The organism is Synechocystis sp. CACIAM 05, assembly GCF_010222815.1.
In the GTDB taxonomy this organism is placed as follows: Bacteria; Cyanobacteriota; Cyanobacteriia; order Cyanobacteriales; family Microcystaceae; genus Synechocystis.
Genome location: NZ_CP019225.1, coordinates 1977276 through 1998807, shown reverse-complemented (window position 1 = coordinate 1998807; position 21532 = coordinate 1977276). Strand labels below are relative to the sequence as shown.

The 21532-nt window shown below is 46.5% G+C and carries 21 protein-coding genes and 1 pseudogene; 9 read left to right on the top strand and 13 right to left on the bottom strand.

Annotation, left to right across the window (positions count from 1 at the left end):
- Positions 1 to 86 precede the first annotated feature (86 nt).
- Entirely contained in the window at positions 87 to 911 is an 825-nt protein-coding gene (locus tag BWK47_RS09545) for a photosystem II manganese-stabilizing polypeptide (RefSeq protein WP_010873097.1), read from the top strand.
- 93 nt (positions 912 to 1004) lie between these two features.
- Here the strand turns inward: BWK47_RS09545 and BWK47_RS17395 are convergent, their stop codons facing one another.
- The 5 genes and pseudogenes from BWK47_RS17395 to BWK47_RS09520 all read right to left on the bottom strand — a co-directional run bounded on the left by BWK47_RS17395 (position 1005) and on the right by BWK47_RS09520 (position 2417).
- Positions 1005 to 1109 (bottom strand): type II toxin-antitoxin system YoeB family toxin, encoded by a 105-nt coding sequence (locus BWK47_RS17395; protein WP_162328462.1) that lies wholly within the window; start codon positions 1107 to 1109, stop codon positions 1005 to 1007.
- Positions 1106 to 1207: pseudogene (locus tag BWK47_RS09535) on the bottom strand (type II toxin-antitoxin system Phd/YefM family antitoxin); the annotation flags it as partial. The gene BWK47_RS17395 and the pseudogene BWK47_RS09535, both read right to left, overlap by 4 nt.
- Positions 1208 to 1314: 107 nt before the next feature.
- The gene (locus BWK47_RS09530) at positions 1315 to 1722 is read right to left on the bottom strand and encodes a hypothetical protein (RefSeq protein ID WP_237269578.1); all 408 of its coding nucleotides are present in this window, start codon (positions 1720 to 1722) and stop codon (positions 1315 to 1317) included.
- A 231-nt stretch (positions 1723 to 1953) separates the two neighbouring features.
- Positions 1954 to 2115 carry a type II toxin-antitoxin system RelE family toxin gene (locus tag BWK47_RS17325; protein ID WP_336235118.1) on the bottom strand — a complete coding sequence of 54 codons (162 nt, stop codon included), beginning with the start codon at positions 2113 to 2115 and terminating at the stop codon, positions 1954 to 1956.
- A 65-nt stretch (positions 2116 to 2180) separates the two neighbouring features.
- Complete coding sequence (locus BWK47_RS09520) at positions 2181 to 2417, bottom strand: hypothetical protein (RefSeq protein ID WP_162328461.1); 237 nt, start codon at positions 2415 to 2417, stop codon at positions 2181 to 2183.
- Positions 2418 to 2631: 214 nt separating this feature from the next.
- Here BWK47_RS09520 and BWK47_RS09515 point away from each other — a divergent pair, with 214 nt between their 5' ends.
- On the top strand, positions 2632 to 3684 hold the full coding sequence (locus BWK47_RS09515; protein ID WP_162328460.1) for a 2OG-Fe(II) oxygenase: 1053 nt from the start codon (positions 2632 to 2634) through the stop codon (positions 3682 to 3684).
- A 141-nt stretch (positions 3685 to 3825) separates the two neighbouring features.
- Here BWK47_RS09515 and BWK47_RS09510 read toward each other — a convergent pair whose 3' ends face one another.
- Positions 3826 to 5580, bottom strand: coding sequence for a hypothetical protein (locus tag BWK47_RS09510; RefSeq protein ID WP_204250399.1), 1755 nt, complete (start codon positions 5578 to 5580; stop codon positions 3826 to 3828).
- A gap of 788 nt (positions 5581 to 6368) precedes the next feature.
- Here BWK47_RS09510 and recN point away from each other — a divergent pair.
- Genes recN through pgsA form a run of 3 tightly spaced genes read left to right on the top strand, consistent with a single transcriptional unit; the run spans position 6369 to position 10521 of the window.
- Positions 6369 to 8123, top strand: a complete 1755-nt coding sequence (gene recN, locus BWK47_RS09505) for a DNA repair protein RecN (RefSeq protein WP_162328458.1) — start codon at positions 6369 to 6371, stop codon at positions 8121 to 8123.
- 25 nt (positions 8124 to 8148) lie between these two features.
- Entirely contained in the window at positions 8149 to 9942 is a 1794-nt protein-coding gene (locus BWK47_RS09500) for a diflavin flavoprotein (RefSeq protein WP_162328457.1), read from the top strand.
- A gap of 39 nt (positions 9943 to 9981) precedes the next feature.
- Entirely contained in the window at positions 9982 to 10521 is a 540-nt protein-coding gene (gene pgsA, locus BWK47_RS09495; protein WP_162328456.1) for a CDP-diacylglycerol--glycerol-3-phosphate 3-phosphatidyltransferase, read from the top strand.
- Here pgsA and BWK47_RS09490 read toward each other — a convergent pair.
- Together BWK47_RS09490 and BWK47_RS09485 are read right to left on the bottom strand one after the other, a co-directional pair.
- Positions 10518 to 11108: a chromophore lyase CpcT/CpeT gene (locus BWK47_RS09490; protein ID WP_010873087.1), complete on the bottom strand. Its 591-nt coding sequence runs from the start codon at positions 11106 to 11108 to the stop codon at positions 10518 to 10520. The genes pgsA and BWK47_RS09490 overlap by 4 nt on opposite strands.
- A 143-nt stretch (positions 11109 to 11251) precedes the next feature.
- Positions 11252 to 12694 carry a carotenoid oxygenase family protein gene (locus BWK47_RS09485; RefSeq protein ID WP_162328455.1) on the bottom strand — a complete coding sequence of 481 codons (1443 nt, stop codon included), beginning with the start codon at positions 12692 to 12694 and terminating at the stop codon, positions 11252 to 11254.
- 362 nt (positions 12695 to 13056) lie between these two features.
- Between BWK47_RS09485 and BWK47_RS09480 the strand changes: the two genes are divergently transcribed.
- A complete protein-coding gene (locus tag BWK47_RS09480) occupies positions 13057 to 13335 on the top strand; it encodes a hypothetical protein (protein ID WP_162328454.1) in 279 nt (92 codons plus the stop codon).
- Positions 13336 to 13444: 109 nt separating this feature from the next.
- Entirely contained in the window at positions 13445 to 14455 is a 1011-nt protein-coding gene (locus BWK47_RS09475; RefSeq protein WP_162328453.1) for a hypothetical protein, read from the top strand.
- Positions 14456 to 14479: 24 nt separating this feature from the next.
- Here BWK47_RS09475 and BWK47_RS09470 read toward each other — a convergent pair whose 3' ends face one another.
- From BWK47_RS09470 to BWK47_RS09455, 4 genes are all read right to left on the bottom strand, one after another.
- A complete protein-coding gene (locus BWK47_RS09470; RefSeq protein ID WP_010873084.1) occupies positions 14480 to 15259 on the bottom strand; it encodes an ABC transporter permease in 780 nt (259 codons plus the stop codon).
- A gap of 33 nt (positions 15260 to 15292) precedes the next feature.
- Positions 15293 to 15988: a ribonuclease III gene (rnc, locus tag BWK47_RS09465; RefSeq protein ID WP_162328452.1), complete on the bottom strand. Its 696-nt coding sequence runs from the start codon at positions 15986 to 15988 to the stop codon at positions 15293 to 15295.
- Complete coding sequence (gene psb27 / locus BWK47_RS09460; RefSeq protein WP_010873082.1) at positions 15985 to 16392, bottom strand: photosystem II protein Psb27; 408 nt, start codon at positions 16390 to 16392, stop codon at positions 15985 to 15987. The genes rnc and psb27 overlap by 4 nt, the downstream gene beginning before the upstream one ends.
- 83 nt (positions 16393 to 16475) lie before the next feature.
- Positions 16476 to 17348: a tetratricopeptide repeat protein gene (locus BWK47_RS09455; protein ID WP_162328451.1), complete on the bottom strand. Its 873-nt coding sequence runs from the start codon at positions 17346 to 17348 to the stop codon at positions 16476 to 16478.
- 333 nt (positions 17349 to 17681) lie between these two features.
- On the opposite strand from BWK47_RS09455, the gene BWK47_RS09450 reads away from it, so the two are divergent.
- A complete protein-coding gene (locus tag BWK47_RS09450; protein WP_162328450.1) occupies positions 17682 to 18521 on the top strand; it encodes a Cof-type HAD-IIB family hydrolase in 840 nt (279 codons plus the stop codon).
- Between the two features lie 93 nt (positions 18522 to 18614).
- Here the strand turns inward: BWK47_RS09450 and petH are convergent, their stop codons facing one another.
- Complete coding sequence (gene petH / locus BWK47_RS09445) at positions 18615 to 19856, bottom strand: ferredoxin--NADP reductase (protein WP_162328449.1); 1242 nt, start codon at positions 19854 to 19856, stop codon at positions 18615 to 18617.
- A 522-nt stretch (positions 19857 to 20378) separates the two neighbouring features.
- Between petH and BWK47_RS09440 the strand changes: the two genes are divergently transcribed.
- Positions 20379 to 21377: a phosphoribulokinase gene (locus BWK47_RS09440; protein WP_010873078.1), complete on the top strand. Its 999-nt coding sequence runs from the start codon at positions 20379 to 20381 to the stop codon at positions 21375 to 21377.
- Positions 21378 to 21532: the final 155 nt, after the last annotated feature.

The window sequence follows — 21532 nt, the reverse complement described above, 5'->3', positions numbered from 1 at the left end:
CCTAGGGTTGCATCCGTGTAAGTCTGGAGCCGGACAAGGCCTGAAAAAGACAAAAAATTTGAGATTGACTTAAGCGAGGTTAAACCATGAGGTTTCGTCCGTCTATTGTGGCTTTGCTTTCAGTCTGCTTTGGACTACTAACGTTTTTATATAGCGGCAGTGCCTTTGCGGTTGATAAGAGCCAGCTTACCTACGATGACATTGTAAATACGGGTCTAGCTAACGTTTGCCCTGAAATTTCTTCCTTCACCAGAGGAACCATTGAGGTGGAACCGAATACTAAGTATTTTGTTTCTGACTTCTGTATGGAGCCCCAGGAGTATTTTGTTAAGGAAGAGCCCGTTAATAAGCGCCAAAAGGCTGAGTACGTTAAAGGTAAGGTTCTGACCCGTCAAACCACTAGCCTAGAACAGATCCGCGGCAGCATTGCAGTGGGTGCTGATGGAACGTTGACTTTTAAAGAAAAAGATGGCATTGACTTCCAGCCGATTACGGTATTACTTCCCGGTGGTGAAGAAGTACCCTTCTTTTTCACGGTGAAAAATTTTACTGGCACTACGGAGCCTGGCTTTACTTCCATCAATAGTTCCACCGATTTTGTTGGGGATTTCAATGTGCCTTCCTACCGGGGGGCTGGTTTCTTGGATCCCAAAGCCCGGGGTCTATACACTGGTTATGACAATGCGGTAGCTCTGCCTTCAGCGGCGGATAAATTCCGTACCAACAAGAAGGAAACCCCCTTGGGTAAAGGAACCCTTTCCTTGCAGGTGACCCAGGTTGATGGTTCCACTGGGGAAATTGCCGGTATTTTTGAAAGCGAGCAACCCTCTGACACTGATTTGGGTGCTAAAGAACCCCTTGATGTTAAAGTCCGGGGCATTTTCTACGGTCGAGTGGACACCGATGTTTAATTTTTTGTTGTGGTAGCTGACTGGCTTTTTAGTTAGTTACTTTGACGAGCTGAACAGTTTGGCGATCGCTGTTAAGGTGATCGTCTTTTTCTATCAAATTAATTCAACTAAGGTATTGATTCTTTTAAGTATTTTCTTCTCGTTTTGTTGCCAGTAAATATAATCGCTCCAGGATTGCTCAGAGAAAATTAGCTTCACTCCAATAGCTCCCTTTCAACACCTTGACCATTTTCTAATTGCTCGATCGCCGACATCAATTTTTGAGCATTGTTCGGGCTACCTAGTAGATATGCCGTTAATATCCGATCGCCGACGAAAACATCTCTCCAATCTCGCAATATTACCCGATCGCCAAAAACCACCCCATCCTTGACTGCCAGACAAGAATCTGGTCGCCAATTAGCTAAAGGGTATCTTGATATTCTTCGAGAAGTGCTTGAATATCCCCTAATTGCTGTCGGTGGAGGTTGTTGGGATCAAGTTGGTACTGGATGCTTGCAATACGGTATCTAGTTTCGATTCTAGTTCGGCGAGTTTCTCGTTCTGTTTGCTTAATTCGGCGTTGCTCTTCCTCAATTCGGCGTTGCCCTTCCTCAGTTCGGCGTTGTACTTCCTCAAGTCGGACAAACCCCCGTAGGAGTTGATCCAAGACCACAAACGTGAAAGTAATCCCGGCGAAGCTGAGTCCTGCCCATTGGGGAATATGGAGTTGGTAGTTTCTGAGGTAGATGGTTTCATATTTGAGGGCTACTCCGGTTATAAACACCAGGATCGTGGTGATGATGGCGATAAAAGTCTGGAAGTCCAGCATTGCTTTTCCCTTTGGACTACCTTATTTTAGCGATACCCGATCGCCAGGCATGATCCTATTTTTGATCGCCAGATAACCTCAGACTAGAAATGTCGCTGTAGAAAAATGGACAAAAAACAAGGTAAACGGCTGGGGTTTGTCTAAGAGCTTAAGGCTTGATAGGAGTGTGTTAGAAACACCTTCTAACAGCACTTATTATTTTTTATAAGCATCACGACGGTGACGACAACTTCAAATAATGATTAATTGAGCTTTATCGTCAATTTCGTAACGCACTCTGTAATTTCCAATTCTAATTCGATATTCACTGGCTGTCCCTGTTAGTTTTTTTGTTCCTGCGGGACGTGGTTCATTAGCCAATTCAGAGATTCTTTCAATGATTTTTGAATAAATTTCAGGAGTTAATTGTTTAAGCTGTTTTTATACTGGCTTCGGGACAATGATTTCATAATTCATCATTAATCTTTAGATTCTTGGGTAATAAATTCTGATAAGGTTTGGTATTCTCCTTGTTGATAAGCTTCTTTTGCTTCTGCAACTTCTGCTTTAATTTCAGGGCTATGCTCCCATTCTTCTTCAGACTCAAAAAGTTGATCATCTAAAATTTCTCTTAGTTTTTGTTGTTCACTCCAATTTAGGGAGCAGATCGCCTGAGCAAGGGATTCAATGGGTACTGATATTTTTATAGTATTCATAGTTGAGATCCCAGAATATAAAATGATGCTTTTCTAGTTTATCCTAGGTGCGAATGAAATAAGCCCACTACCAATATGGACAATATGGATCGCCAAGCAGAATTCTATTCTTGATCGCCAGATAACCCCGGACCAAAAATGTCCCTGTAGATAAAGCGGACAAAAAAGAAGATAAACCGCCGGGATCTGCCCAAAGGATTTTGATCATGAGAAAATGATTGTTAAAGCGATTGTCAACACTCTTCTAACTACTATGCTCAGAATTATGCAAGAACCATTGCAAACTAAACTTCATGCGGTAATTCAGCAACTTAACTTAGTTAAGCAAGTTAGTGATTCCGAATTCTGGATAACGACGGAAGAATTGTGTATTTTGCTAGAGTTTGATGTAGAGACCTTAAATATGTTGAAAACTCAAGAGGTATTATTTCAGTTTGCTTGGCGAAATTTTGTTTGCACTTTAGTTAGCCATCAGGGTAATTATAAACTTTGGCAAATTATTAACCAGTCTCAGGTCGAATCTTATTCACAATCAACTGTTAGTCAAGCTGAAAAATCCTACGCATATTCATCTCTAATTAATCACAAATTTTATAATGATTTGGCTAATAATTCATCTATAGGTCAAGTTAAGATAAAGCAACAATTTACTTCAGTTACATCCCAAGTTTCGCCGGAGATTTTGCCATCTCATTTTGTTCAAGTGAAAGATTTTTTGAGTGCTACAGAGTTAGAGCAGTTGTTTAAATTTGTAATTCAGAATGAAAATAATTTCCTGCCTACAAGTAATTCAGCTAATGATTCTGATTATCGTCGCTCCATGTTTTTGCCAATTTTTGCACCGTTTTCGGAATTAATAATAGAACGAGTAAAGGCAATTTTACCCCAACTAATTAATGATCTACAAATACAATCTTTTCAAATTGATTATGTAGAAGCTCAACTTACTGCCCATAACCATGGAAATTATTACAAAGTACATAATGATAATGGTAGCCCCGATTCTGCTACCCGTGAATTAACCTATGTTTATTACTTTAACCGAGAGCCTAAAGCCTTTTCTGGTGGAGAGCTAGCCATTTATGACAGTAAAATCGAAAATAATTTTTATGTAGCCGCTGAATCATTTAAAACTGTACAGCCAATTAATAACAGCATTGTCTTTTTTCTCAGTCGCTATATGCATGAAGTTCTGCCGGTAAGATGTCCTTCCCAAGCTTTCGCGGATAGTCGATTTACTATTAATGGCTGGGTAAGAAAGGGTTAAAATTCTCTCTCTGCGATTGTAGCCTTAATTCTGGGAAAATAAGCAAAAAAAGGCAAACCGCTGGGGTCTGCCTAAAAAATTTTGATATTGTTGTTAGAGGCTGTTGAATTTTACTGGATGCTTCAGGAAAATATATAAGATTTACTTACTATTGTCTTTTTGACACTTTTTAGAGTTGGGGTTCCATTTTTCTCCTGAAGGACAAGTGGGAGTGGGAGTAGGTGTTGGGGTAACAGTGGGACTAGGAGAAGGGCTGGGACTAGGAGAAGGGCTGGGACTAGGAGAAGGGCTGGGACTAGGAGAAGGGCTGGGACTGGGAGAAGGGCTGGGACTAGGAGAAGGGCTGGGACTGGGAGAAGGGCTGGGACTGGGAGATGGAGCTTGAGAAACAAGACGACCGCCCAAATCGACAGGTGGAGAAGATAATGCAGGCACTGTTCCAACGCTCTCAGTTTCTAAAGCCTGCCATGCAGTAATGGCACCTATTGCTGGTATGGGATAAGCGGATGAAGCAGAAACTGTAAACTCATCTGGAACAGTGTCCGAAGGTTGGGTGGAAACTATTGCCAATTTTCCATTGTTGGAACCACAACTGCCAATTTTACCGAAACTCTCAACAATAAAGGTTCCGAGAAAATTACCATTTCCCGTTTTTCCAAGAGCATAGTTAGGAGCAAGAACAAAGGCAGCTACCGCACGGTTAGAATTTCCGTTCATACAAATCTCCCCACCAGAAGATTTCATTCCAAAAATTTGTAGATTAGTAGCCACACAATCTTCGTCATCGTCACAATCACTATTGATTTCTGTTGTTTTTGGAATATCCCCATAGAGATAAATTCTGTACTTTTTACCATCGCTACGATCCAAATCAATATCCCCTAAATCGGAAGCACTGGAGTAATAGTAATAACCATCAGCGGCAGGAGTTTCACCAGCCCTCGGCAGGGAAGCAGAACCATTCAACGTGTAAGGAGTTACACCTGCGGGAATGCTCGGAATCTGCGGCATAGGAGCATCCGTGCGATAAGCCTTGTACAACTTATCAGTATCCCCGTCGTCATACCTTTCTTGTTGAGCCTCATTCAGCTCGTCTATATATTCATCGGATATGCTATCGCCGCAGTCACTAATGGCAATATCCCCGTCAATGGCCCCAGCACTGCCGTTGTAACTTGTTTCCGATTTACTAGCATCATTAACCCCTCCTTCCTTAACCCATAATCCAGGGGAAATGCTACTTACATCAAAAGGAGTTTCCTCAATTTCTGGATTCACAGAGACAGGAATCGTCGTTGTAATAGTTGTCTTAGCTTCCTGTCCTGGAACCTCACCTTCAACGGTCATTTGAGCCAACCAACTTTCCCCAGACGGAGGATAATAGCTTTGGTCGGCAGACGAATCATATCCCTGATAGCTAAAGCTAGTAAGGCGAAATCTTCCCTTGCTAGGATCACCAGCCACCAAATCTTTGCCCGTAACTGCAGCAGTGCGAAGATCCTTCAATGCCGACTTGACTACAGTTTCCTGGGCCGTGATTTCAGCCGAAGTAGGAGGACTGCCACTAGAACAAGCGTCACTTCCTCCCGCTCCTCCGCCAGATGCCAGAGAAGTTGCAACTTTCGTCACATATTGTTGCAGGTCAGTATCATTAATCGTAACGCTGCCATCACCATTGACTGTTATAGCTGTTTCCCACTTGTCTTTAGGATACAAAGCCATGAACTTTGATCCGAGTAAAAAATTTTGCACTTGTGTCACCCCTGCTTCAGCAATCGCCTCGGACTGTTGTTTCATGGCCTTGGAAGTGACCTGATTTTGGTCATTCATGCCCTTCATGGCAATAGCGGCGGCCGCCACGGTAATAACTAAGCCAGCCATGATTACCATGGGCATGGCAAAGCCGGCATTACGTTTGGGGGCAGTGAGGAAATTGAGGAAAAAGCGAGTATTCATAATTGATCTTCAACTGTGAGTAAAAATAAAGTGAGCGAGATAGGAAAGCAATCAATAAAAGAAAATAAAAACAAAAGAATTACATTAGGAACACTGAACTTTGGTTCTTGTTTGAAGCTGGGTCAACTCTCTACCACCACCCTTCATTTCACCAAACTGTATTTTATTATCCCGGTTAACCCACGTATGTGATCTGGATCACAGCCCTCCAACCATTCATTAAACCCTAAGCCTAATCTACCCAGACAGAATCAAAAAAGTAGCAGAGGAGTTAGAGATAAATCTGGCTAAAAGCCCAAAACCATTACTAGTCAAGGAGTTAGGCAAAATCAAAAATGCCCTGCTGGGGCATAAACCAATTGGTAACTAAACTCAAAAAAAATCTTCCATTCAATCACAACGCCAACCACCAATTCGCCCAAGTAAATTACTGCCCTGCCCCCCCACTCAGTGGACAGCAAGCAAATTTAAAAACTTTTCAGAACATGTTTGGAAAGTTTTATTTCGCCCCCTAAATCCCCCAAATTTGGGAGGTCAGGGGGGCTTTTCGAACAGGCTCTTAAAGGTTATTTAATGGACTTATCGGGGCGGACATCGGTAAAATCAAAATCCATGCCGAATCGGGTATGAAAAACCAGTGTACTTTGATTTGCACTCATATTCTAGACTTAGTTATCGTAACGGATATTTCTCCAGAGCAGAACGTTCAAATTATTGGCTAATTTTTCATGCTACTATCCCTGCGGATCAATAACTTTGCTTTGATTGACTGCTTAGAAATTAACTTTGGGCAAGGCTTGAATGTATTGACGGGGGAAACCGGCGCCGGGAAATCAATTTTGCTTGATGCGATTGATTTATTGCTAGGAGGAAAGGCCGGAGCGAGGGTTTTGCGCCAGGGGTGTTCCAGCGGTGTGATTGAAGGAATTTTTTCCACCAGTACCGAGCTTAATGATTGGTTAGCAACCCAAGCCATTGAGCCATTGGAAGGCAACACCATCGCCTGCACGAGGGAATTTAGCAAAAAAGGAAGCTCATTAAATTCCCGTTCCCGCCTGAATGGAGTGTTGGTAAATCGCCAAATTTTGGCAGAATTGCGGAGCCAATTGGTGGAAATTACAGCCCAGGGCCAAACTCAACAACTATTAGATCCGGGGCAACAACGGCAACTACTGGATTTATTTGGCGGGCAAAACTTATTAGAAAAACGTCAAGCGGTGGAAGTAGCCTATAGGGAATTTACCCAAGCGAAACAAGCTTTAACAGCTAGGCAACAATCGGAACAAAATCGTTTACAACGGCTGGATTTTTTAACCTATCAGTTACAGGAATTGACCGAAGCAGAATTAACCGATGGCGATGAATGGGAATTGTTAATCCAAGAACAGGAAAAACTTTCCCATGTGGTGGAACTACAACAGTTAAGCTATCAAGCTACCCAGCTTTTGTACCAAAGTGAACGGGATGCCCCGGCGATCGCCGATTTGTTGGGGGATGCGGAAGGACAGTTGCAAACCATGGCGGAATTTGACAGTGGCCTTGATCCCCTATTAGAACTGGTACAAACAGCGTTAACCCAAGTAATTGAAGCAGGAAGGCAAGTGCAACGCTATGGAGATAATTTGGAAGCTGATCCAGAGCGGTTAGGGGAAGTGGAAGCAAGATTGCAAGTGTTGAAAAGGATTTGTCGTAAATATGGCCCTAGCTTAACCGAAGCTTTGACCTACCAAGAAAAAATCCAAGCTGAATATGACCAGTTGACGGACGGAGAACAATCCCTCGCCCAGTTGCAAGAATCTTTGACCAAGGCAGAACAAGAATTAATTAAACATTGTGGTCAGTTAACTTTAATTCGCCAAAAAACGGCGCAAAAACTAGAAAAAAGGTTGGTACAAGAACTCAAGCCCCTGGCCATGGAAAAGGTAATTTTTGTTTGCCAATTGGAGTCCAGTGCCCCCAGTAGTTTCGGCGCAGAACAGGTGGTGTTTTATTTCAGCCCCAACACCGGGGAAAAAATTCAACCCTTGGCCGCCACTGCCTCCGGTGGGGAAATGAGCCGATTCCTCCTGGCCCTCAAAGCCTGTTTTAGTGAACTGGCTCCCCCCAGCCAAACCTTAATTTTTGATGAAATCGACGTGGGAGTATCCGGCAAAGTAGCCCAGGCGATCGCCGACAAGCTAGCCCAACTCAGTCAGCGCCAACAACTGCTCTGTGTCACCCATCAACCTTTGGTGGCGGCCCTGGCCGATGCCCATTTCCATGTGGACAAAGTGGTCATTAATGAAAACATTGCCGATCCCACCAATCCCCAACTTGACGAAGATTTACGCACCGTCATTCGCATTACTCCCCTCCAATCCGACGGCGATCGCCAACAGGAATTAGCCCAACTCACCGGGGGCCATTCCGCCAAAGAAGCGTTAGCCTTTGCCCAATCTTTATTGGAAAAATCCGCCGCCCGTCGCCAAGCCTCCCAGGTTTAATCCTTAACTGAAGGGTTAGTGAACGGTGGGAATCCGTGCAAAACTGGAGACAGTCCAACTACCGTTGTTGGTCAGTTGTCTTTTCCCTCCCCTCACCATGCCTGCCAAAGACGTTCAAATCTGCCCGATCGCCGTTGACACCACTGTGTTTCGCTCCCGCACCTGGGATAGGCTGAAGTTTGAAATTGAGTATGGCTTGCAACGGGGCACCACTGCCAATAGTTACCTGATCAGTGCTGATAAGATTGCCCTCTTTGACCCGCCGGGGGAATCCTTCACCGATAATTTTGTCGGCACCCTAATTCAACGGTTAGACCTCAACAGCCTGGATTACGTCATTTTGGGCCACGTCAACGCTAATCGGGCCCATACCCTTAAGCTTTTGTTGAGCCTAGCTCCCCAGGCAACCATTATCTGCTCCAACCCCGCCGCTCAAAATTTAGAAAAATTGCTGGCGGATGCTGAAGTCAATAATCCTATCCAAGTGATGAAAGGCAATGACCGTCTGGATTTGGGTCGGGGCCACGAGCTGACGTTTATTCCCACCCCCAGCCCCCGGTACCCAGGGCAACTATGCACCTACGATCCCCGCACCGAAATTTTATTCACCGATAAACTGTTCGGGGCCCACGTTTGTGGTGACCAAGTGTTCGATGAAGGTTGGACTATTTACCAAGAAGACCGTCGCTATTACTTTGACTGTCTGTTGGCCCCCGCCGCCGCCCAGGTGAGTGCCGCCCTCAATAAGTTAGAAGCCTATCCAGCCCAGACCTATGCCCCCAGCCATGGCCCCCTGGTGCGCTACGGTTTGCGGGAGTTGACCCGTAACTATCAGCAATGGCTCAGGGAACAGCAGGCCCAAGCTTTGAACGTGGCCTTAATTTACGCTTCTGCCTACGGCAATACCAGCACCCTGGCCCAGGCGATCGCCAGAGGCATTACTAAAGCTGGGGTAGCGGTAACGGCCATCAATGCGGAAACCAGTAACGCAGAAGAAATTAAGGAGGCGATTGGTAAATCCGCCGGTTTTATTTTTGGTTCCCCCACCCTGGGCGGCCATGCCCCCACCCCCATTCAAACGGCCCTGGGCATCACCCTGGCCAATGCGTCCAAAACCCAACTGTGCGGCGTGTTTGGTTCCTTCGGTTGGAGTGGAGAGGCGATCGATATGTTGGAAAACAAATTTCGGGATGCGGGCTTTAGCTTTGGCTTTGACACCATCCGCGTGAAATTTAAGCCCACCGACCAAACTTTGAAAATGTGCGAAGAGGCCGGTACGGATTTTGCCCAAGCTCTGAAAAAGGCAGAAAAACGTCGCCAACCTAAATCTGCTCTGCCGGAGTCGGAATCTGCCCGCACCGACCAAGCCCTAGGCCGTTTAGTGGGTTCCCTCTGTGTGGTTACCGCCCAGCAAGGGGAATTGAGCAGTGCCATGTTAGCTTCCTGGGTTTCCCAAGCTACCTTTTCCCCCCCTGGTTTAACCGTTGCCGTGGCCAAGGAAAGGGCGATCGAATCTTTCCTACACAAAAACAGTTGCTTTGTGTTGAATATTTTGCAGGAAGGCAACCATCTGGGACTGATGAAACATTTTCTCAAACCCTTTGCCCCCGGCGGCGATCGATTTGCAGAGGTGGCCACGGAAACGGCAGAAAATGGGGCGCCAATTTTGACAGAATCCCTTGCCTACCTGGAATGTCGGGTGCAACAACGGTTGGAGTGCGGCGACCATTGGGTACTTTATGCGGTGACTGACCGGGGTGCCCTACTCAAAGACGGGGTAACGGCGGTGCATCACCGTAAATCTGGCGACCATTACTAGTTCGATTGGTAAATTTAGTCCCACTACACCGTTTTCTCGATGAATATACCCAACTGGGTGACGGTTTCCCGTTTATTGGCTTTACCCTTACTATTTCTTTGGCTACCGACTCCAGAGGCTGAAACCTGCTGGTGGGGAGTGGGGATTTTCTTGCTGGCTGCCAGCACTGACTGGTTGGATGGTTACCTGGCCCGCCGATTAAATCAGGTGACGGAGTTGGGCAAATTCCTCGATCCTTTGGTGGATAAATTACTGGTATTAGCCCCATTATTAATTTTGTTAACTTGGCAGGTAGTTCCCCCCTGGGCAGTGGGTTTAATTTTGGCCAGGGAGTTGGTAATCGCTGGTTGGCGGGTTAATCCCCAGCTTGCTAGTCAAACGGAAATTGCCGGGGCTAATCTCTGGGGCAAAGTAAAAACCTTTACCCAAATCACGGCGATCGCCTTGTTGTTAGCGCCGTTGCCAGAAATTTATGGCCAAATTGGCATGGTCATCTTCTGGATGGCGGTGGTTTTAACACTCGTTTCAGGGGCAATCTACCTGTTTCCTCCGGCAAACAACAAAGTCGAGGCTGGCTAAAAACTAACTTCATCGGCGAAGCTCTGCCACCGGACAAAATGAAACGCACCGGCCACGGAGCCCCAAACCCGTTCATTGGTTTCTGGATCGTAACCACGGTCGAGGCTAATTAATCCCGTTTCGCTGACCTCAAAACTATTTTCCAGATAGGTTTCCTTGCCGTCCCGCATCACTCGGCATTGCCGTCCCGGTTGCACTTCCCCTTTAAAGCTGGTGCCGGTCCATTCCACAATCATGTCACAGCCATGCATGGGTTCGAGATCAGCGGGGGTTAGTTGAGCCAGTTTGCCCAAATCCCTGGCCGCACCATAGAATTTTTCCTCATCTTTGACTTTAAAGTTTTCAATTTCAATATGATCTTCCACCACCTTTAATTTCAGCACCCGTAGGCGATAGGGCCTCTGCAACATAAAGTCATAAGCCTGTTCTAAAAATAAAAGGCGATCGCCAAACTTTGCTTGGTCGAGGGGACGAATGGCCACCCGGATATGGGCGTAAAAAGGAGGATTTTCAAAGGCTTGGGCCTGGTTGCTAAAATCGGCGGCCATCCAACGGGCTAGGGCGGAAAGATCGGTGGAATGGGACATGAAATGTTGAAAAATTAACGTTGATAAAATTGAGCTCTCTTAAGCTTTAGCCAGGTTCAACAACACTCCTACCGTTGCCATTGTCTGCCCAGGCTGGCCAATTTTACCCCATCCCCAGGGCCTGGGCCTCACCGACTCTAGGCTTAGGCAGGCCGCCAAGTGCCATGGAAGCTAAAGGGAATTACCTGGGGTAAAGCTAAGCGACAAATGGGTTCTTCCTGCAAACGATCCGCATCCCACAGCCACACCTCACTGCCATGGCGATCGCCGTCATAGACCACAGTGATAATCCAACCCCGATCACCGTCATCCGGGTGAGGAATGTAAAGGGGTTCCACGGGATACTGATGGTCTCCTAGCTTAGCCGTGGTTACATCCCCTGTGTGGTAATCAATGCGGGCAATTTCCCCAAACCATTGGGAACCAAGGATTTCCGCTGGTCGTTGCAGAGCCATATAGGTATAGCGCCAGGGTTGACCAGTGCGTTGGGGATTAATCACCGGAAATTCACCACTGCGGCTCAGCACATTGGTTAACTCAACTATTTTGGCCGTTTGGGGATTGAGGATAGCTTGCCATAGTTGACCATCCGTGGAGGTTTTCACCGCTCCGGTGGGTACTTCCCGCAAATATTCATTGGTTTGGGCAAAATCGTTGAACCGAACAAAATCGAGGCGCACATTGCCATCGTCCAACTCACAGCCGTTGCCATAGTGCCATTGGAACCATGATTCCGTTTCCCCTTCACTGACAATTTCCAACGTTTGGCGATCGAGCACCAGAATTTTCGTCCCTCCTTGGGCATCCCAACCCAGGGCATCGGCATAGGCCACATTACCTAACAGCAAGGAAAATTGATTGAGGGTGATGGGGGGTAAAAATAGGATCAGATAACGCCCCGCCATGCAAAAACTATGGCAGAAGGGAGTACGGCTCAGTTTCAAACGACGGTGCTGGAGTAAATTACCCAGGCGGTCTAGACGGTAAAGGTTGAGGTTGAATTGAAAATCTACCCCAATGCTAAAAATTTCCTCGGTGACTGGATCCCGCAGAGGATGGGCAGAAAACGGTTGCCCCGGTTGAAAAGCGCCACCAAAATCCTCCGTGCCTAACGTAGCTAAATTCTCCAGATCCAAAGCATAGGGCTGTCCTGCTTCCCACAGGGTCAACAGGCGATCGGGCAGAGCCATTACCGAGGTATTGGAAGCATTTTTCAGCACATCGGTCTGGGTCAGTAAACTTTTCCAGTAATGCCAAACCCCTTGAGGATCCACCATGCCGTAGTTACCGTAAAGATAACGTCCTGCTTTTTCCTCCTCTGCATAACCTCGGGTTTGCACGTAACGATAAAGTCCTTGGGCTTGCCCTTCACCAAAATGCACCGCCAGAATCGCCCCATCGCCATCAAACCAATGGCCGACTTTTTCCGAACTCCGACTGAGGCGGCCCGGCCCATTGCGATACAAACTCCCCTTTAATTCCGCCGGAATTTGTCCTGAGATCAGATCCAATCCAGTGCGGTCAAATTCCACTGCGTTTTGGCTGAAATTGCTGGCCCAAGCGGCCCGGGAGAGGGTAGCAGTCATAAAGGGGGGAAAAAATTTGTGTGGGAAATGACGGCAGAAAAATTAGCCTTAACAGACGTTGGGCTTCCGGGGAACACCAGCAAAAGTAGAGACATTACTGGGGTTTTCCGACTGCAAAGCTAGGCAGATCATAGCAAAATTTCCCAGGGGACAATGGGGATTCCTTGAATGATAACGACCCATTGGAGACCATATGCCAGCACAATGACAGTCGACAATTTAGTCTAGCTTGAAGCTGACTTCCACCTCTGAAATCTGGGAGTCACCACGGCAAAATACATACATCGGGCTTGACAGGTTTGTGTATGTGTGTGAGTATTGAGTTATAAAAAAAATAAGCCCCATCAAGGAGGCTCTTCTACATGAACCCCTATTTTACTCTACGCCCCGAAACTTTTCTCCCCAATTATCTTGCGAAACTCTCAGATTTGGGAGTTAACGCCCAGGATGCCGGTTTGGTTAAGCTCTGCCAGCAGTGTATCCAAGCCGGAGAAAGTCAGGTTTTGCTCGATGCTCATAATGCTCTGAGTGAAGCTGTTTATCAACGCCGGGTGAAAAATGAGAACGGTTTTATAAAATCAGCCATCAAAGAGAAATGGCAACCACGCTATTCCTGCTTTAAAACAAGACCTTGCATTTAGACCAAAAATCTTGAGTCATAGAGGGAAAGTTTACTCTCTATGACTTTTTTAATAAGTCTTATCTAGTTATGCTTTGTCATTAATTTTATTTAATTATTTATTCGTAAAAATGAAAGACAAAAAAATCAATGTAGAAATTTCAATTAAAGAAAATAAAATAAATATTTCCTGCGATCTTAATGATTTACAAGAAATAGCTAGACTAATTATGGTTCGTGATGATCTTGAATTGAATATGGACAGCCGAAATATTTCTCTTTCTAAGAATACGAACTCCACCAAAATAACTACTGATAATGACAACCCCGAGAGCATAAGCATTTTTTTGCTAGATCAATTATCAGCATTGACCGGATGGAAGTTAAAAACAAGAGATAGATATTCAACCATTCGTTCTTTCAGGAATGGAATATTGGGCAAAAGTGCTTTATATTTCTCTTTAGGAAGGGATAATGTTTTTAATTTATCCATTCATAACCATGTTTTAAATTCTGCATTGACGGAAATATATTGGATAGATGGCTATGATTGTCACTTAAGAGAGTTTTTCATAATTGATGATATAGGCTTTGATGAAGCATATAAATCATATGTCAAAGAAATCTATGGAGAAATAAATGAATCTTTAATAAAGTTTTGCCTATCCCATTTCCCTCTAAAATATAATGCCAATAATTCTTTGTGGCATAGTCCATACAAGCCAGATTTTTTTGCCGCCAATAAACGATACGAAACAAGAAAAGAGATATTACTCTTGCCTTTTAATGATGAAAAGCTCCTAAGTGATATTTTATTAAAAATAAGTGATGACTTTAACAAAGGTTTACTTACTTCTGACGATTTTTACAACGGCTTTTTTAGTGAAACTAAATTAATTGAAAAATGGTTACCAATTAAAGGAGGATTAGATAACTACTTAATCGCAGAAAGTAAAAATCAAACTAAATTTTTCGACTACACCAGTTTTCTTGAAACTCTTAGTCCAAATATAGCTATGCCATTTGATAACGAGAAACGTTTTTCCGGCACGAAAAGACTTCGTTTTTCATCAAAGTTTCAGTTGCAGGAGTTTTTAGACGTTATTCAAAATAATCTCCAAGATTTTTTGAATAAAAATTAGCTTCTCTTTAAAATATTGCTCTGACTATACCAATAATTGTTGATGTTGATTGAAATACTGACGGTAAACGGTGGCGGTGACTGCAATGGTACTAAGGGTGTTGGTCAATAAAATTAAGAACATAATCAAAATTTGATAGACCGAGGCATTGAGGGGATCACCCCCAGCTAACACTTGCCCGGTTAACATTCCCGGCAAACTGACCAAGCCCACCACCATCATTTGGTTCACAGTAGGAATCAGACTGGCTCGGATAGCGGCCCTACGATAACTGGCGATCGCCTGGCCGGGGGTAGCCCCTAGGCAAAGGTGGGTTTCAATTTCCCGGGGATTTTGCTGGATAGCACTGGCTAATCTTTCACCGGCCAGTGAAGCGCTGTTCATGGTTTGTCCCAGAATCATGCCGGTGAGGGGAATGAGATATTGGGGGGAATACCATTGGGGCGGCTGGATGATCACCACCAAGGCGTAACCCAAACTGATGGCAGTACTCGCCCCCAAGGAAAGCCATAGCCAACCAAACAGAGACTTACTACGGGGATTAATGCGATTTCTGGCCACCACGGCGGCAATGGTTAACATAATCGCCAACACTAGCAACACTGCCCAGGGATTATCCAGGGAAAAAACCACTGCGAGAAAATAGCCCACCACAATCAGTTGCAAAATGGTGCGTCCCCCGGCCCATAGTAATTGCCCTGTCAGATTTAGCCCCTGCCATTGCAAAAGGGCGATCGCCGCGCCCAGGAGTCCCAACATCCAACCAATGTCGGCCCAATCCAGTTCGATTAAGGCGTGTTCCATCGTTTCTCCCCACCAGGGTGGATTCTGCTTTGCTTATTGCAATAGCCCCAAACTTTTCAATGCCTCTAGGGCTGCCTGTTTGGTGGCAATTTGCTTACTGGGGCCAGAGCCTTGACCATGGATTTTTCCCGCTAGTTTGACGGTAAAGGTAAATTCCTGGGCATGGGGTGGCCCACTGGCGTTGATTAGTTCATATTCCGGTAATTGTTTCGTTTTGGCCAAAGCCCACTGCTGGAGCATGCTTTTCACATCCATGGTCGGCACTGGTTTTGGCGATCGCCCATCCTGGCTTTTTTCCCACTGCTCTAGGATGGGAACGAATAGTTCTTGAATGAAATCTTCCACCGCCGTCAAACCCCCATCCAGGAGAGCTGCCCCCAACAATGATTCAAAAACATCGGCCAGGATTGAAGGGCTGGATTGTCCATCGTCCCTGGCCAAACTTTGGCTCAGGCGAATTTCCGGCGCAATGTGTAAAAACCTCGCTAGATAGGCCAACTGATTTTGATTAACCAACTGGGACCGCAGACGGGTTAACTCTGCCTCAGTAAAATGGGGATAACGTTCAAAAAGAATGCGCCCCACCACAAAACCCAACACCGCATCCCCAAGAAATTCCAGCCGGTCATAGGAAGGAGTACCAGGATGTTCGTTGCAATAGGAACGATGGGTGAGGGCTTCGAGTTTTAACTGGGGGTCCCCGATGGGGGGGAAATCAGGATGGTTCACACGCCCCGTTCAATGGATCTTTCTGCCTGGGTAAATTCCAGTTGTAAGCGTTTTTTCAGCTTTTCGGGAATGGGACGGGCACCGTAGGAAGTGTAGTATCCAGCCAGGGAGTTGAGGGCCGTTTGCATGGTGGTAAAGGATTTCAGCCCACCGGCATCACCTTTGCGACGGTAACGGGAAATATAGTCATTAATCTGGCCCCGGGCGGTGTCCTGCACCTCTTGGCGATTGGGGGCATCCTGGGGTAGATCGATCGCCTCCCGCAGGGTGGCAATGACCGTCAGGGTATCTTGGCTATAGTTGCCGGTGAGTCCTGTGCCGCTGTCGCAGGCCGTCAGACCGATCGCCACCACCAAAATTAAGGCCAACAGCCGTGACAACTGATTTTTCAAAAAGGACATCACTGAGGGTTCCCTCCCTGGATTGTTACTAAATTTTGTTAATTTTTCTATCCTACCAGTTGGCCAGGGCCCCCTAAGACTTCCTTTTATTCTGACTTGAGGATGGGGGCGGGGGAAGGGATACTGGTTTCGGGGGCTCCATTCTGATTGGCCAAAGCCTGGTTGGTCACCTGGAGGGCAATGTTTTTTATCGGGTCCTTATACTGCACTGGAGCCAGCATAATTGCCTGCTGGAAAAAAGGGTCGGCCTCCTTAACTTTGCCAGTTTGGGCCATGACCTGGGCCTGGGCTAGGACGGGACGAAAATCATTGCCGTTGACTTTGCTAGCGGCTTCATAAATGGCGATCGCCTGGTCGGGGCGATTTTGACTGAGGTAAATTTCCCCCAGCAGAAGTTGTAAGGAAGTGAGTTGGTCGGGGGGAACAGTGCCAGGGGCTCCGGTTTGGGCTTTGATCGCCTGGGTGATGGCATTTTGCACAATGGCCACCGCTTCAGCGGGGCGTTCCTGTTGGGCATAAAGTCCACTTAGACCTTTCAAAGCTTGGATGTTGTAAGGGGATTGAGTCAGGATTTCTCGGTAAACCTTTGCCGCCCCCGCATTGTCCTCCAGTTGGGTCTTAAGCTGGGCCAACAAAATACGGTACTGCACCTGGTCCGCCCGAATTTGTCCCAACCTTTCCAAAGGGGCGATCGCCGCAGAAAGATTTTTTTGTTGCAGGCGAATTTCTAGCAAACCTTGGAGAGCATTGACATTATCCGGCTCCCTTTCCAGCACTAACTGATAGCCCAACGCCTGACTTTCTAGAGGTGTGCCCCCATTGACGACTCCATCCGCAGCGGGACGTGGTTGCCACAAACCCATCACCAGAGGCACCAAGGAAAATAACACCAAGGCACTGACCATGGCCCCAATGCCGACATAAACCCAAACATCCCGTTGTGTCCTAGAAGTTGCCACCCCAATGCCTCCTCCGGCAAGATTTACCCTAGCTTAAAGCAATGATTGAAAAATTTAAGTCTAAATAATTTAAATAATTGAAATTTCAGTTGATAACCCTGACAGATCACTCCACCAGTTCAGTCATGGAAGACTCAAAGATAATTTTTACCATCCAGACTAGCAATTTTTGCTTTTCCAGCATAGCCGCCCGACCCTAGAAGTCCATGTTAAGCGCTGTTCTCAGAATGGTTAAATGGAGGGGGAAATGTAAATCATTGTAAATTTAAGCTTTAGATTTCAGCTTTCTAACAGAATTTTTGCCCAACTAATCCGTTGCCAGGGAGTTTAACAGTGTCAATCAAGTTAGTAGTATTGGACATTGATGGCACCATCGCCGGAGTATCCAATCAAATTAACCCCACAGTGGTGAAAACCATCCACCAGGTACAGAGCCGGGGTATCCAAGTGGCGTTGGCCACTGGCCGTATGTTTAGTTCTGCTCTACGGTTCCATCAGACCATTCAATCAACCCTGCCTTTGATTAGTTACAATGGTGCCCTAACCAAGCATCCCCACACTGGTGGTGTTTTAAGGGAAAAACCCCTGCCCCCGGCGATCGCCTTGGAAATTTTGGACCATTTTGAGCGACCGGAACTGGAACCCCATCTTGATATCCACTGCTATTACAACGACCAGCTCCATGTGCGGCATATCACCCCAGAAACCCATGTTTATATGGAAAGGTCTGGTGCCATGGCCCAAGCTAGCGGCGACCTACGCTCAATTATTGAATTGGGTAGCACCACCAAAATGTTAGCCATCAGTCGCAATGCTCCCCTTATGGCCCAGTTGATGACGGAAATGGATCAAAAACTCCAGGGCCAAGCCGTGCACCTGACCCAATCCACCGAAATTTACTTTGAAGTCACCCACGCTGAAGCCACCAAAGGCCTGGCCCTGAAACATTTAACTGAAGACGTATTAGGGCTTGATCCCCAAGAAATTTTGGCGATCGGAGACAATTTTAACGACGTGGAAATGCTGAAATATGCCGGAGTGGGGGTAGCCATGGGTAATGCTCCCCCCGAAGTGCAAAAGGTGGCGGACTGGGTAACAGCGGACGTGGAAGCCGATGGAGTGTCCCAAGCCTTAGCTAAGTTCTGCCTAGATTCAACCCCAGTGCTCTGTTAATTGTTGGCCCAACACCGAAAAGGAGCCTACCAATGGTAAAACTCCCTTCAAACTAAATGGATCAATCCGCCGACAAAAACCCTTACTAGGTTTCTAGTAGGTTTCTACGTGCCAGCGGTGTTCTTTTTTCATTTCCCGTTGGAAAGTGGTCCATTCGGTACCATTTTGTTCCGCTAGGGCGGTGAACGCTTCATCAATGCCGGGTTCCATGCCTTTGAGACCGCACATATAGGTGTGGGTTTTGGGGTTTTGCATCAAATTCCACAGTTCTTCAGCATTTTCCGCCACCCGGTGCTGGATATACATCCGGCCGCCCTCGGCATTTTGTTGCTCCCGGCTGATGGCATAGGTTAAGCGGAAATTATCGGGAAATTCCGCTGCCATTTTTTCCAAATCATCTTTATAGAGAATATTTTCTGATTTGGGAATGCCAAAGATGAGCCAAGCTAGGCCTTTAAATTTGTAATCTTCGTGTTGTTCCTTGAACATACGCCACAGGAAGGCCCGGAAGGGGGCAATACCGGTACCGGTGGCCAGCATCACAATGTTGGCATCCTCGTCTGGAGGTAAGAGCATTTCCTTGCCAACGGGGCCAGTGATGGCAATGTCGTCCCCTTCTTTGATGTTGCACAGGTAGGTGGAGCAGACCCCTTGTACAGTTTCCCCAGCTTCGTTTTGATATTCCAATTGGCGCACACAGAGAGAAACGGTTTTATCGTCGCCAAAATCGCCGTGTCTGGTGGAAGCAATGGAATACAGGCGCAACTTATGGGGTTTGCCCTTATCATCTTCCCCGGGGGGAATGATACCGATACTTTGCCCTTCTAGGTAACGGAGATCCCCAGCGGAGAGGTCAAACGTGAGGTGTTGTACTGTGCCAATGGCCCCTTCCCTTACCAAAGGATAATTTTCTAAAACTTTGCCGATGTAGGGAGTTTTGGGACGATAAATATTGACGGGAATATCGTCAGCTTTTTTTTCTTTGGGGGTTGTTGTCATGGTTTTGTTAGATTCAGGGGCTGGATTAGCCACCGCTTCTGAACCACTTCCCTCGGATTGACTGGGTTTAGCAATGCCCTCGGTGTGGGGTAAAGGCGAATCTCCCTCTAGAGGCTTAATGCTGACAATTTTTCCTCCCATCCGGGTAATGCGTCGCATTTCTTGGTTCATCCGCTTTAGGGGGACGGTGATGAACGTGCTGCCACTACGGCGGATGGGATAGTCTAAGCCATCAGTCATGGTGCTCTGACTCAGGCCGATTACCTCATAAACGAATAAACGATTACCGGCATCGCTCTGGCGGGATGAAGTCGCTACGTAACCGGGACTGTACATGGGTTAATTGCTCCCTACTCAATCAAATAATACTGACAGAAATTTATCGCAGTATTATCAAGCCTACCATCGTCAGGCGATCGCCGTGGCCGGGAGGAGCAGTGGGGTCAGAAGCGGATATTTAGTCCTACCACCCTAACAAAGTTAACCTTGATAAAATGTAACCCATGTATCACTTTACCGGACGATTAACCCTGGAATGAACCTCCACTAGTCTAAGTTAAGTCTAGTCATAGGGCGCGCCCCCCCTTGACTCGGTCAATCTTGTAGAAGGGAATACAATTCTGATAGAATTCATACTCAGTATTCAGAGGGTCAGGCTATATCTCTGGCTAGAACCGAAGAGCGTTATCTGGGGTTGACCAGGATGACTAGATCTCAGGATTAGTTTTCCTTCGGCCCTTGACAGGGGGTTAACAAGCCCATAGGCTCTGGTTTGTCTCTCCAACACGCCATCTGGGGTGAGGAGAAATTTTCTAGGAAACCGGGTTAACAATCAGTTTTGCATTTTTGAGGGATGTTATGACCACACAGCTAGACCGCGTGGTTCTTATTGGTGTTGCCGGGGATTCCGGTTGCGGTAAGTCTACTTTCTTACGTCGTTTAACGGATTTATTCGGCGAAGAGTTCATGACGGTAATTTGTTTGGACGATTACCATAGTTTGGATCGCCAGGGTAGAAAAGCCGCTGGGGTCACCGCCCTGGATCCCAGAGCCAACAATTTTGACCTCATGTATGAGCAGATTAAAACGCTCAAAAGTGGTCAATCCATTATGAAACCCATTTACAACCACGAAACGGGGCTGCTGGATCCGCCGGAAAAAGTTGAACCCAACAAAGTGGTGGTTATTGAGGGTTTGCATCCCCTCTACGATGAACGGGTGCGGGAACTGGTGGATTTCGGGGTCTACCTGGACATCAGCGAAGAAGTGAAAATTAACTGGAAAATTCAACGGGACATGGCCGAACGGGGCCACACCTATGAAGATATTTTGGCTTCCATCAACGCCCGTAAGCCTGACTTCACCGCCTATATCGAGCCCCAAAAGCAATATGCGGATGTGGTGATCCAGGTGTTGCCCACCCGCTTGATTGAGGACAAGGAAAGTAAACTCCTGCGGGTTCGTCTTGTGCAAAAAGAAGGGGTTAAATTCTTCGAGCCGGCCTACCTGTTTGACGAAGGTTCCACCATTGATTGGCGTCCCTGTGGTCGGAAGCTGACCTGTACCTATCCTGGCATCAAGATGTACTACGGCCCCGATAATTTCATGGGCAACGAAGTATCTTTGCTGGAAGTGGACGGCAGGTTTGAAAACCTAGAGGAAATGGTTTACGTGGAAAATCACCTCAGCAAGACTGGTACTAAGTACTACGGTGAAATGACCGAGTTGTTGCTCAAGCATAAGGATTACCCAGGCACTGACAATGGTACTGGTCTGTTCCAGGTGTTAGTGGGTCTGAAAATGCGGGAAGTTTACGAACAGTTAACGGCGGAAGCTAAGGTACCGGCCTCTGTGTAACTGCGGCACCAATAATTACCTGACCTGCTGGTCTGCATAACTTACTTTACTATTTCGTGGTGGCCATGGCTGTGGTTCCGCCACGATTTTTGTTGGGGTTTGATTTAAGGGAGAAATCTTCTAATATCTAAGGCGGAGTCGTTGTTTGATATCTT

Excerpts from the sequence above, each read along its gene's own strand:
- BWK47_RS09545 (WP_010873097.1), top strand. The coding sequence starts at position 87 with ATGAGGTTTCGTCCGTCTATTGTGGCTTTGCTTTCAGTCTGCTTTGGA.
- BWK47_RS09530 (WP_237269578.1), bottom strand. The coding sequence starts at position 1,722 with ATGCTGGACTTCCAGACTTTTATCGCCATCATCACCACGATCCTGGTG.
- BWK47_RS09520 (WP_162328461.1), bottom strand. The coding sequence starts at position 2,417 with ATGAATACTATAAAAATATCAGTACCCATTGAATCCCTTGCTCAGGCG.
- BWK47_RS09515 (WP_162328460.1), top strand. The coding sequence starts at position 2,632 with ATGATTGTTAAAGCGATTGTCAACACTCTTCTAACTACTATGCTCAGA.
- BWK47_RS09510 (WP_204250399.1), bottom strand. The coding sequence starts at position 5,580 with ATGCCCATGGTAATCATGGCTGGCTTAGTTATTACCGTGGCGGCCGCC.
- recN (WP_162328458.1), top strand. The coding sequence starts at position 6,369 with ATGCTACTATCCCTGCGGATCAATAACTTTGCTTTGATTGACTGCTTA.
- pgsA (WP_162328456.1), top strand. The coding sequence starts at position 9,982 with ATGAATATACCCAACTGGGTGACGGTTTCCCGTTTATTGGCTTTACCC.
- BWK47_RS09490 (WP_010873087.1), bottom strand. The coding sequence starts at position 11,108 with ATGTCCCATTCCACCGATCTTTCCGCCCTAGCCCGTTGGATGGCCGCC.
- BWK47_RS09485 (WP_162328455.1), bottom strand. The coding sequence starts at position 12,694 with ATGACTGCTACCCTCTCCCGGGCCGCTTGGGCCAGCAATTTCAGCCAA.
- BWK47_RS09480 (WP_162328454.1), top strand. The coding sequence starts at position 13,057 with ATGAACCCCTATTTTACTCTACGCCCCGAAACTTTTCTCCCCAATTAT.
- BWK47_RS09475 (WP_162328453.1), top strand. The coding sequence starts at position 13,445 with ATGAAAGACAAAAAAATCAATGTAGAAATTTCAATTAAAGAAAATAAA.
- BWK47_RS09470 (WP_010873084.1), bottom strand. The coding sequence starts at position 15,259 with ATGGAACACGCCTTAATCGAACTGGATTGGGCCGACATTGGTTGGATG.
- petH (WP_162328449.1), bottom strand. The coding sequence starts at position 19,856 with ATGTACAGTCCCGGTTACGTAGCGACTTCATCCCGCCAGAGCGATGCC.
- BWK47_RS09440 (WP_010873078.1), top strand. The coding sequence starts at position 20,379 with ATGACCACACAGCTAGACCGCGTGGTTCTTATTGGTGTTGCCGGGGAT.